At 59.8% G+C, this 10140-nt stretch carries 15 protein-coding genes; 8 read left to right on the top strand and 7 right to left on the bottom strand.

The window, feature by feature from the left end:
• Positions 1–3: 3 nt before the first annotated feature.
• Positions 4–372: a hypothetical protein gene (locus MK745_RS14975; RefSeq protein WP_008327368.1), complete on the bottom strand. Its 369-nt coding sequence runs from the start codon at positions 370–372 to the stop codon at positions 4–6.
• Positions 373–582: 210 nt separating this feature from the next.
• On the opposite strand from MK745_RS14975, the gene MK745_RS14970 reads away from it, so the two are divergent.
• A complete protein-coding gene (locus tag MK745_RS14970; protein WP_008327366.1) occupies positions 583–834 on the top strand; it encodes a hypothetical protein in 252 nt (83 codons plus the stop codon).
• Between the two features lie 124 nt (positions 835–958).
• Positions 959–1216 (top strand): helix-turn-helix domain-containing protein, encoded by a 258-nt coding sequence (locus MK745_RS14965; protein ID WP_017470289.1) that lies wholly within the window; start codon positions 959–961, stop codon positions 1214–1216.
• A 517-nt stretch (positions 1217–1733) separates the two neighbouring features.
• On the opposite strand, the gene MK745_RS14960 is transcribed toward MK745_RS14965, so the two are convergent.
• The 6 genes from MK745_RS14960 to MK745_RS14935 all read right to left on the bottom strand — a co-directional run bounded on the left by MK745_RS14960 (position 1734) and on the right by MK745_RS14935 (position 5785).
• Complete coding sequence (locus tag MK745_RS14960; protein ID WP_173674657.1) at positions 1734–2429, bottom strand: hypothetical protein; 696 nt, start codon at positions 2427–2429, stop codon at positions 1734–1736.
• Between the two features lie 353 nt (positions 2430–2782).
• A complete protein-coding gene (locus tag MK745_RS14955; RefSeq protein WP_007803481.1) occupies positions 2783–3094 on the bottom strand; it encodes an STAS/SEC14 domain-containing protein in 312 nt (103 codons plus the stop codon).
• Positions 3066–4031, bottom strand: a complete 966-nt coding sequence (locus MK745_RS14950) for a cation diffusion facilitator family transporter (protein ID WP_007803480.1) — start codon at positions 4029–4031, stop codon at positions 3066–3068. The genes MK745_RS14955 and MK745_RS14950 overlap by 29 nt, the downstream gene beginning before the upstream one ends.
• Positions 4021–4584: a transglutaminase-like domain-containing protein gene (locus MK745_RS14945; RefSeq protein WP_007803479.1), complete on the bottom strand. Its 564-nt coding sequence runs from the start codon at positions 4582–4584 to the stop codon at positions 4021–4023. Before MK745_RS14945 ends, MK745_RS14950 begins: the two co-directional genes overlap by 11 nt.
• 69 nt (positions 4585–4653) lie before the next feature.
• Positions 4654–5274 carry a cation transporter gene (locus MK745_RS14940; protein WP_008327361.1) on the bottom strand — a complete coding sequence of 207 codons (621 nt, stop codon included), beginning with the start codon at positions 5272–5274 and terminating at the stop codon, positions 4654–4656.
• Between the two features lie 82 nt (positions 5275–5356).
• A complete protein-coding gene (locus tag MK745_RS14935; protein ID WP_007803476.1) occupies positions 5357–5785 on the bottom strand; it encodes a MerR family transcriptional regulator in 429 nt (142 codons plus the stop codon).
• A 213-nt stretch (positions 5786–5998) separates the two neighbouring features.
• Between MK745_RS14935 and MK745_RS14930 the strand changes: the two genes are divergently transcribed.
• Genes MK745_RS14930 through MK745_RS14905 form a run of 6 tightly spaced genes read left to right on the top strand, consistent with a single transcriptional unit; the run spans position 5999 to position 10138 of the window.
• Complete coding sequence (locus tag MK745_RS14930; RefSeq protein ID WP_007803475.1) at positions 5999–6565, top strand: SCO family protein; 567 nt, start codon at positions 5999–6001, stop codon at positions 6563–6565.
• Between the two features lie 5 nt (positions 6566–6570).
• Positions 6571–6993: a disulfide bond formation protein B gene (locus MK745_RS14925; RefSeq protein ID WP_007803474.1), complete on the top strand. Its 423-nt coding sequence runs from the start codon at positions 6571–6573 to the stop codon at positions 6991–6993.
• Positions 6990–7649, top strand: coding sequence for a DsbA family protein (locus tag MK745_RS14920; RefSeq protein ID WP_054540605.1), 660 nt, complete (start codon positions 6990–6992; stop codon positions 7647–7649). Before MK745_RS14925 ends, MK745_RS14920 begins: the two co-directional genes overlap by 4 nt.
• Positions 7650–7671: 22 nt before the next feature.
• Complete coding sequence (locus tag MK745_RS14915) at positions 7672–8142, top strand: copper chaperone PCu(A)C (RefSeq protein WP_008327335.1); 471 nt, start codon at positions 7672–7674, stop codon at positions 8140–8142.
• Positions 8142–8768, top strand: a complete 627-nt coding sequence (locus tag MK745_RS14910; RefSeq protein ID WP_007803468.1) for an SCO family protein — start codon at positions 8142–8144, stop codon at positions 8766–8768. The genes MK745_RS14915 and MK745_RS14910 overlap by 1 nt, the downstream gene beginning before the upstream one ends.
• Positions 8765–10138 (top strand): M23 family metallopeptidase, encoded by a 1374-nt coding sequence (locus MK745_RS14905; protein WP_243614087.1) that lies wholly within the window; start codon positions 8765–8767, stop codon positions 10136–10138. The genes MK745_RS14910 and MK745_RS14905 overlap by 4 nt, the downstream gene beginning before the upstream one ends.
• Positions 10139–10140 lie beyond the last annotated feature (2 nt).

Below are 10140 nucleotides of genomic sequence, written 5' to 3'. Positions count from 1 at the left end.
AGGTTAGCTGCCAGCGCCCTTGTCTGATGGGGCTTTGTCTGGCGGCGCAAATTTGTGCGTACGGCTTGTCCCCGCCTCAAGCGGCAGGTCGACATGCGCAAAACCAAGGCCAATGAAGAAAGACACCACGCCGGAGATCGTCTTGAACTCGCGGATCTTGATATCGTTGTAGGTCGTCCGCGTGCGGGCGGTGACGAGGAGCTTTTCCACCCCGTCATCAGAGACAACACGCATGATCCAGACCCCGTAATAGCTGGGGCCTTTCTTGTGTGCCGACTCTTGGCACAGGATTTCTGCGCTATAGCCGCTTTCCACGAGTTCGCGGAACCTGGCTTCCGTAACCACATTTGGTGCTTCGATGTCCCAGTTCATGGCCCGGCTCACGCTTTCTCCAATGGCGCGACCCCAGGCATTCCTACTTGAAGCCCAGAGTTACGATAGTATATTATCAACCGCAAGATGTAATATCGTGCTTTGGCTGTAGTTTGGTTACGCAAACACTAGTCACGGCCAGTGTCCGCGATCAAGGAGATAACAGGTTTGAGAAACCCAAGGTTGACATGCCTGCTCCCATTGCAAGCTATGGCCCTTCTGATCTGCGTTCCTGGGCCGGTTTTGGCGGAATCCTGCTTTGCGCCATCCCGTCCTTTCCTGCCAAGCGATTCGCAGGCCGCGCGGGACTATGCGGATATCATCCGCGGCGACTTCGAAGATTACATTCAGGATATCCAGAGCTACTTCCGTTGCCTCGACGGTGAACGGGCCCGCGCCTTCGAGGAAGCGCGCGAAGTCAGCGAGGAATATGGCCGGTTCCTGCAATTGGTAGGGGATTGATGGGCAACCTCGGGAGCATCAGACTTGCAGCCCATGGAAACCAGACGCCGATAACACCCTCATATATCTACTTTTTAGATAACAGATTTCATCCGCTAGCGACGTCACAAAAGGTATGTGACGCGTGGCAAAGACAATCAGAAGCAAGGGACAAGTGGCACTCTGTCAGGCGTTGGTCGACGCCCGTGTCAAAGCGGGCCTTGGTCAGAAAGACCTGGCAGACAGGCTCAGATGCCACCAGTCCCTTATTGCCCGCCTTGAGAGCGGCCAGCGCCGGGTCGACGTTGTCGAGCTGGTCGTCTTGGCGCGCGCCATCGGCTTTGACCCGTTCGAGGTTCTGGCGATCGTTGAAGCCGCCACGGAGCCCGACCACAGGATTTGAAGCCAATGAATTGTTGAGAACACGGGAACCCACTTTCCCGGTCTGATGATCATTTCCTCATCGAGGACCAGTTAGCCAACATCAAAGAAGCCCGGCGCGCGGTCGTAGTGAACGCTCTGCAACCCCACGCCGCAATTCGCAGCGCCGCAGTGCAGGAAGCCAGTAAACAGTGAACGAAGATAAGGGTGAGGGCGTCGCGATCGCCAATCTGATCGGGACCGATGGGTGCAGTGTTGTTGGTTGGGTTTATCGCTGGAGGACAGGCTCACATGCGGTGATGTGGGACGTCCAAGGGCCCCAGCCGGTATCGGAAACCCGGCCGGATATAAGTGACGAACAGAAGCAAGAAATCGACTTCGATGCGCTGACGAGGATCGGAAGAAGCGACGACGGGTGAACAGAGCGAACCCGCGGTGTTTGCCTAAACGCCAAACAGCATGTGGACCGCGAAGCGTATGCGGTGCGGTCGTGCAAGCCAAAGAAGCCGTCTTCCATGACAAATCTACGTAGCGGCAGGTCAGTAGTTCACCTGCTCGAACCCGTAGTTGCCGTCATAGTCACGCCAATCGACGAAGACGGATCGGTGATAAATGCCAGGGCAATGCTCGCCCCAACGTTCAAGTCCCACATGGGCCTCGGGCAGGGCAGTTATCGAAGATCGCTGCCATGAGAAATCGCCTTGGGTCCCGTAGGTGCCGAGGACCACGGTCGCGCTTCGGTTACAATCCCCATCGCGCCCGGACTCGTGCTGTCGTGCATACCGTACATCGAAGACGCGGATGGACCGCACGAAATTGAACTCTGGCCCGCTGATATCGATGTCCGCGCGGTCCTGAACGAGCCGCAGGGCGAGGTCGGTGGGAACGAGATTATCTACTGGCAAGGATTGAAGCGGTCGACGGCTGTCGGTTCGGTACAAGGCTTCAAAGATGCCGCCAGCGTTGTTTTGTAACCGATCGTTCTCGTAGGAGGCGCCCATGGGACAGCGCCAGATTTGCAGCGGTGGTTCGACCGGCCAAGGTGTAATCCGCCGGATAAATTCGGCGCGGGCTCGGGCGCAAGGGACGGAAGCAGGCCAGCCGCCAGACAGGCACAAGAGGATCGCGCAATCGATCGGGTATGTCTGCGCGCGGGCGGGTATTGGCAGCGAAGAACCTGTCACGGTCAAAGCGACTGCGACCGAGGGGAGGAGCTTCTTGAGTAAATGGCGCATGCTGTGGAGCCTCCGTGATAGGAGTTCAGCATACATACAATAATATACTATCGCAACGCTAAGTATAAAGTCGCATAATTAAGTTTATGTTAACCAACTGGCGCCCTGAGCCGCTAAAACATTACGATTTGATAATGCCCCGGCAAGGGCAGTGCCACCGTACCAAAGTTACTCCTTTGCGAAAGGAGCGACCATGTTCAGAACTTTCGGATTGCTCTTGGGTCTCGCAACTGCTGTAGTTCTTTTGTTTATGGTTTCGAACAGATGCTGTCTTCTGCGAAGGCATCTGATTGAAAGCTACTCTACCTTTCACTTGCCCAGGCGATTGCCGCCTTCATTTCCGCCGGGTCGAACTAACGGAGTTCTGCCGTGGTCAGCACGTCGGCGAACCTGGTTCCCCACTCCAACAAAGCCCCTTCGCCCACCACAGCGACGCGGCGGAAGTCATTCCTATGGGCTGTGTCGATTTTCAGATCTTCGAGCAGAGCGGACGGCCCATCGTAGCCTTCGAACCTCGTGAGATCGAGAACCAGGCCGGGCTTACTTGTCTCTTGCAGGCGCTCATGAAGCAGGGCGTGCATCCGTTTCAGGTCGCTTTCGCTGAGCTTGCCCTCGCAGGCGAGGCCAATCGTGTCGTCATGAGCTGTCAGTGTCTCGGTGAACATGGTTTTCCTCCTCTTTTTCCGGTTTGCCGTGACCGTAAAGGTCAGCGTTTTCGTGTGCGCGGTCTTCGTGCTCAAATTCCAGACTCGAATGACCGATGCTGAAATCGTCCTTCAGCCGGTCCTTGATCGCGGCCTTGATCTTTTCGATTTGACCCCAGCCGTCCGCTGTCAGCACGACGTGGCAGTCCAGAGCCGCCTCGTGCTCCTGCATCTGCCACAGATGCACGTGATGAACGTCCGCGACACCATCCACACCCCGCATCGCCTGAACGACGGTTTCATTATCGATGTCCGGTGGACTGCCGAGCATCAGCGTCCGAATCGGACCGCCGATCTCGGTAAATGCGAGGTAGAGGATGTAGAGAGCGATGCCGATGGTGATCGCCGGGTCGACCCACCGCATGTTGTAGAGGAGGATGAGCGAGCCGCCGATGATGACCGCCACGGAGGCCAAAGCGTCCGATAGGTTGTGCAGGAAGAGCGCACGGATGTTCACGCTGCCTTTCTGCATCGAATAGGTGAGCAGCGCCGTCAACGTGTCGACGACCAGTGCCACACCGCCCAGGATCACCACCGTCCAGCCCTGTACCTCTGGTGGGTCGATCATGCGCATGCCACCCTCGTAGATCAGGTAGAAGCCGATCAGGATAAGTGTCGTGTAGTTGATGAGCGCTGCGACGATTTCTACCCGCCCATAGCCGAAGGTCATGCGCTTGTCCGCCGGGCGGCGAGCGATCTTACGCGCGAAGAAGGCGATCACCAGCGACGCCATGTCCGAGAAATTGTGGAGGGCATCCGCGATCAGCGCGAGGCTGCCGGAAAGGATCCCGCCGACGATCTGCGCGACCGTCAGGAGGCCGTTGGCCCAGATGGCGATGGAGACGCGACGATCACCGGATTGAGGATCGATGTGGGCGTGGCCGTGATCATGCGGCACGGTTCGTCTCCTCATGGCGGTGGTTCGGCCGATCGAATCCGGGGACCGGCGGCAAGATTCCGCGGCGGATGCGGCGAACCCTGGCATTCATCCAGTGACGGATGACGTGGCGATAGAGCAAGTCGCGCACAAATCCGAAGTTCTGGCGGTGATTGACCCATCCGTCGCCCAAGTCCACCTCTACCCAGGAGTGGAGGATTTCGGACGGCGCGAGGGGATAGACGAGTTCCGGAACGACGCCTCTCTGAAGCGCCTTGTGGATTGTGAACCCGTGCAGTCGGCAGCGAACTCCCACGCCACGCAGCAGGGCCATGAGGAGCGTGCCCTTGGTGTTGCACTGCCCGTGGCCATCTGCGAGGACCTCGGACGCCGGAATGTCGTCGGCGCGGTTGTAGCCGAAGGTAATCTCGTTCCTGACGAAATCGTAGATGGCCCCAATTCGGTCGTCGCTGGGAAGGTCTGCCCAGCCGCGCTCCTCGATCAGTTTTGCAATTGAGGTCGCGTCAAAATCCAGCAGCCGGGTTTTGGCCAAATGAGGGTCGGCGGGGTTCACGGGATACCTCCTCGAATCGTTCACGAGAATATGTAGTTGCTACAGTCACTGTAGCTTCAAGCCCCGATTTCAGGCCGAGTCCTTGGTTACCTGATCGTCATTGTGCACCGCCTTGTGGTGTTCACCATGCGCGTCTCTCAGGATTCCGACGCCACCCCAGGCCGCGATGCCGGCGACAATCACGCCCACGACAAGGTCCGGCCAATTCGTTCCGAGCCAGGCTACGAGCCCGCCTGCGACGACGATTCCGAGATTGGCCGCGAAGTCGTTCCAGCTGAACGTATTCGCCGCTCGGATGTTTACGTCTGGATCGCGAAGCCGTGCCAGCAGCCAGACGCAAAGTGCGTTGATGGCCGCCGCTACCAGCGCCATGACAATCATGATCGTGCCAAGAGGATCCGATCCGCCGACGTAGCGGCGCCACGCGTCATACAGGATTCCAAGGGCGAAGAGGATCAGCAGGCCGCCCGAAACGTTCGCCGCTCCGCGCTTCCACTTGGCGGAGCGGGACAGCGCGAAGAGGCTGATCGCGTAGACGAAACTGTCCGACAGATTGTCGAGGCCATTGGCGATAAGCGCGCTTGACTCGCCGAATGCGCCCGAGGCGAAGAAAGCGACTGCCAGCCCGATGTTGAGACCCAGCACGATCCAGAGTGTGCGTCTTTCCGTTGCGTTTCTCTGCTCCGCCATGCCGGGTATCCAAATTAGTGAATTGCCAATGAGTAACTAACACCGGGCTTTTTGCGTTCCGATCAAAGGTCGTCGAAATTGCTCAGGCGCCGATCTCTTCATGGTCGGTCAGGCATTCGGAATGGTCGCGCAGTACCTCGAGCACACGGCAATCAGAAGTCTGTCCGCCGCTGCACTCATGCACCATCCGCTTCAATTCCGTCCGCAGCGCCTCGAGCCGCGCCAATCGTTGCTCGACCTGTTTGAGTTGCCGACGGGCTATTGCATCCGCCTCAGCGCAGGACTTTCCCGGATGATCGCTGAGATCGAGGAGCTCACGGATCGCGTCCAACGAGAACCCCAGTTGCCGTGCGTGCCGGACGAATGACAAGCGGTCGAGTTCGGCGTCGCCATAGCGTCGTTGGCCCCCCTCGGTCCTGCCGGGCTCAGGCATAAGTCCGATCTGCTCGTAATACCGGATGGTCTGCACCTTTGTTCCGGTCTTCTTCGCCAGCGTCCCAATCGTCAGCATTTCCGCTCCCCACATTACCTACAGTGGGTGTAGCTTTATGCGGTGCGCATCACAAGCTTCACCCGAGTTTCACAGATCGGTGATTGTTGGCCGATCGATGACAATCACGCTTGAACCTACAGTAGCTAGAGGATGTAAACGCACACAAAATATAGAATCAGGTTCGGGCGGAGCGGCGTGAGGCTTTCAGGTCTTCAGAAGGTATTGTGGGTGTTGGCGGGCGCGGCGGCGTTCGTTTTCATCTGGCTGTTGCTATGGTCCGACTACCGTGCCGATCTTGCCCGCACCGAGAGTGAACCACCGTTTCTTGCTGATTTCGAACTGACCGATCATCGCGGCATGGTCCAAACGGACGAAGATTTCGCAGGGCGCTGGATGCTGGTCTTCTTTGGCTTCACCAATTGCCCCGACGTCTGTCCGACAACACTGTCCGAAGTCGCGGCCGTGATGGAGGGCCTGGGCGATGAGGCAGCAATGGTTCAGCCGATTTTCATAACGATTGATCCGGAGCGGGATACGCCGACTGCACTTGCCGAGTATGTGCCCCTGTTCGACGCAGGGATCATCGGGCTGACCGGTACACCGGAGCAGATCGCCGCGACATCCGAAACCTTTCCGATATTCTTTGAGCGGATCGAGCAGGCGACTGCGCCGGGCGGATACACGATGGGTCACACGTCGCATCTTTTCCTTTTCGACACGCAAGCAGGCTTCGCGGACTCCTGGCCCTACGGCACGCCCGCCGAAGAGATCCTCGCCGATCTGAGACAGAGGATCTGATCGTCATGACCCGACTTTCCGGAGAGACGGCCCTTGGCCTGGCCTGGATCATCGCGCTCACCGCGTCGCTTGCCGTGCTCTTCATCGGCGAGGTTCTGGGGCAGACACCTTGCGTGCTCTGCTGGTTCCAGCGTGCCTTCATGTTCCCCTTGGCCATCATCCTCGGGCTTGGGCTGTGGTGGCAGGATCGGCGCGTGGGTCGCTACGGGATCGCGCTGGCTTTGGGCGGTGCCGCCGTCGCGCTTTGGCACTTGGGCCTCTATGTCGGCGTTATCCCCGAGCGTATCCAGCCCTGCACGGCGACCGGCCCATCCTGTACCGACGACAATCAACTGGTCTTCGGCATTCCGATTCCTTTGATGGCGCTCGTCGCCTTCGCGATGATCGGTCTGCTGTCGGCTCTCTCACTGAAGGAAACACAAAAATGAAACGACGCGGCCTCATCCTGTCCGTTCTCGCGCTCGGGGTCGCCGGTTTCGGCGGTGCCGCCTGGTATGCCACCCGCCCCGACCCGATTGCCGCGTCCGATCCCATCGACCCTGAAATGGCCGACGCGCTGATCCGACCCTATTCCCCGATCCTCGGGCCCGAGGATGCGCCCGTAACCATCGTTGAATTCTTCGACCCGGCCTGCGAGGCATGCCGCGCTTTCTATCCGGTCGTCGAGGATATCATGGCGGAGCACGGAGACGCGGTGCGCGTTGTAATCCGCTATACGCCTTTTCACGGCGAGGCGTCGGTAGAAGCGATCCGTGTGCTCGAGGCGGCGCGCATGCAGGACGTGTTTGAACCTGTGCTCGAGGCAGTCTTGCGAGAGCAGCCCAGATGGGCGTCTCACGGGACCCCGGCACCCGGATTGATCCTTGAGATTGCAGCAAGCGGAGGTCTGGATGTCGAAGCTGCCCGGACACAGATGCTGGCCCCCGGTGTTGTGGCGGTGCTCAACCAGGACCGCGCCGATGTCGAGACAGTCGGGGTCCGCCAAACGCCCACGTTCTTCGTGAACGGCAAGCCTCTCGATCCGTTCGGTGAGGCCGAATTGCGGAGGCTGGTGGCAGTGGAAGTTGCGGCAAGCCAAAGCTGATTTGCGGAGGCAGGAGAAACGAGTGGTGAAGAAGTTGAGATATACCAATGCATTGGCCGTGCTTTTGACGGTTGCAGGGCTGTCGGCCCCCGCACTGGCCGGTTCGGAGGATGTCGTGGTCGAGAATGCGTGGTCCCGCGCCTCGATCGGCGTCAACAGGCCAGGTGCCGCCTATATGACCGTGCGCAACACGGGTGAAGACGCCGTTACGCTGACCGGACTTGCGACACCGCTGGCAATGATGCCCGAGATCCATGAGTCGAAAACCAACTCCGATGGCGTCAGTTCCATGGCGCCTGCAGGCGAGATCACGATTGAGCCCGGCCAAAGCGTGGCATTGGAGCCGGGCGGGTTGCACGCCATGCTCATGAAGCTGCAAGAGCCGATGACCGAAGGCGAGAATTTCCCGCTGACACTGACCTTCTCGGATGGCGGCAAGGTGACGGTCGAGGTCCCAATCCTCGGAATCGCCGCGCGTGGACCGGAGGGCTGATGCAACGTCGGCAGCTCCTTCTATACGGCGCAGCCGGTGCCGGCGTTCTTGGCCTGACGCTCTTCGTGGGCTGGTGGCGGGTGGACGGGCCCGGTGCGCCTGAACCAAAAGGGCAGCGGCCCCTGCCCCTATCGGCGATGGAGTTCCGGCTGACCGACCACGAGGAAAATGAGGTAGGGCCTGGCAACCTGATCGGTCGTCCCACAATGGTGTTTTTCGGGTTCACCTACTGCCCGGACGTCTGCCCGACGACCCTATCGGATATTTCCGGCTGGCTTGAGGAACTGGGCGACGAAGCATCAGAGATGAACGTGGTCTTCATCACGGTCGACCCGGAGCGGGACACGGTCGAGGCCATGGCCGAATATGTCGGCTATTTTCATCCGGTCATTCGTGGCTGGACGGGGCCGGAAGACCAAATTGCCCGCGCTGCAGAAGGGTTTCGTGCCTCATTTGAGCGCGTCCCGACTGAGGGCGGCGGCTATACGATGAACCATACGGCAAGCGTATTCCTGTTCGATGCCGAGGGTGAGCTCGTCACCATGATCGACTATCACGAGCAAAGAGAATTCGCGGTGCCGAAGATCCAGCGCGCACTGACAGAAGACGTAGAGGGGGCAACATGAAGATAAGAACTGTCTTGGCGGCCGTTGCGGTCGCAGGCGCATTTTCGGTGACCGCCATCGCCATCTCTGGCGTTCTGTCCAAAGAACCGGTGCCCCCTGCGATTGCTGAAGCGACCCTCTGGACTCCCAATCCGCTTGCGCCGCCTCGGATTACCGAAACCAATTCGGTCCGCCCTACACTCGCCCAGGCGGATATCGCATTCGAGTTCAGACCCCGGCCGCTCCTGACCGTTTCCCCCGCTGATACCTCCTTGCCATCTATCGAGCCCCCGCTGGTCACCTGGTCGCGGGAGATTGCGTCCGGCGAGACGCTTGATGCGGTCCTTTCCGATGCGGGGCTGGATGCTTCGGATCGCGCCGAAATCGCCTTGGCGATTGGCACGGAATACGATCTGCGCCGTCTGCGTCCGGGTCACATCATTACGGTGGTTTCCACAACGGACGACAACCCGCGTCGTGTAGAGCTCGCCGTCGAAGACGGTGTCCGGATAGAGGCGGTCTTCGGCGAACAGCTTGCCGCCCGCGTGTTGGACCCGGATCCCGAATTGGTGACTTTCGCCGGCGAGGCGGTGATCGAGAGCTCGATTTTCGCCGCCCTGAACACGGCAGACATCCCCGCCCGTTTTGCGGTGGACCTGGCGCAGATGCTGGGCGGCACCGTGGATTTCCGTCGTGATCTTGCGGGTGGCGAGACGATGCGCCTCCTTTGGCGCGAGGCCCGAGACGGGAACAAGAGGATTGGTCAGCCCGAGCTTGCCTTTGCCGCACTGGATATCGATGGCTCGGTCTATGAAATCGTCTGGCCGAACGACGGCAGCGGCCAAGCGACGATCTATGTCGACGGAGAAGTCCTGCGCGTGTTTGCGCAACCGGTCGAAGGTGCACGGCTGAGTTCTGTGTTCGGGCGCCGCACCCATCCGGTCTACGGCAATGTACGGATGCACACAGGAGTCGACTTCGCGGCGGCGCGCGGCACGCCGGTACAGGCGCCGGCGCCGGGCCGCGTTAGCTTCATCGGCCGACGCGGTGGGTATGGCCGGGTCGTCGAGATCGCTCATGGCTCCGACACCCTGACGCGCTATGCGCATCTGAGCGCCGTACCGGACGGGCTCACACAAGGGCAACGCGTGATGGCCGGAGATATGATCGGGCGGGTCGGTGCGACGGGTACCGCGACAGGCCCCAACCTACATTACGAAGTGCTGGTGGACGGTCGCCCAACCGACCCTCTCTCTGACGACCGATTGGCAGAGGCGGCCGAGCGTGAAGCGGACGACACGGCCGCGCTTGAGCGACTGCGTGAGGCGCGTTCACTTCTTGCTGAGAGGCTCGCCAGCGAATTTGCACAGACGACAACCGAAAGGCTTTGATC

The organism is Shimia aestuarii, from assembly GCF_022814865.1.
GTDB classification, from domain to species: domain Bacteria; phylum Pseudomonadota; class Alphaproteobacteria; order Rhodobacterales; family Rhodobacteraceae; genus Shimia; species Shimia aestuarii_A.
This window is presented reverse-complemented; position numbering and strand designations above follow the sequence as displayed.

Bases quoted from the DNA above. Each gene is read 5' to 3' on its own strand.
- MK745_RS14975 (WP_008327368.1), bottom strand. From the start codon at position 372: ATGAACTGGGACATCGAAGCACCAAATGTGGTTACGGAAGCCAGGTTC.
- MK745_RS14970 (WP_008327366.1), top strand. From the start codon at position 583: ATGGCCCTTCTGATCTGCGTTCCTGGGCCGGTTTTGGCGGAATCCTGC.
- MK745_RS14960 (WP_173674657.1), bottom strand. From the start codon at position 2,429: ATGCGCCATTTACTCAAGAAGCTCCTCCCCTCGGTCGCAGTCGCTTTG.
- MK745_RS14955 (WP_007803481.1), bottom strand. From the start codon at position 3,094: ATGTTCACCGAGACACTGACAGCTCATGACGACACGATTGGCCTCGCC.
- MK745_RS14940 (WP_008327361.1), bottom strand. From the start codon at position 5,274: ATGGCGGAGCAGAGAAACGCAACGGAAAGACGCACACTCTGGATCGTG.
- MK745_RS14935 (WP_007803476.1), bottom strand. From the start codon at position 5,785: ATGCTGACGATTGGGACGCTGGCGAAGAAGACCGGAACAAAGGTGCAG.
- MK745_RS14925 (WP_007803474.1), top strand. From the start codon at position 6,571: ATGACCCGACTTTCCGGAGAGACGGCCCTTGGCCTGGCCTGGATCATC.
- MK745_RS14920 (WP_054540605.1), top strand. From the start codon at position 6,990: ATGAAACGACGCGGCCTCATCCTGTCCGTTCTCGCGCTCGGGGTCGCC.
- MK745_RS14910 (WP_007803468.1), top strand. From the start codon at position 8,142: ATGCAACGTCGGCAGCTCCTTCTATACGGCGCAGCCGGTGCCGGCGTT.
- MK745_RS14905 (WP_243614087.1), top strand. From the start codon at position 8,765: ATGAAGATAAGAACTGTCTTGGCGGCCGTTGCGGTCGCAGGCGCATTT.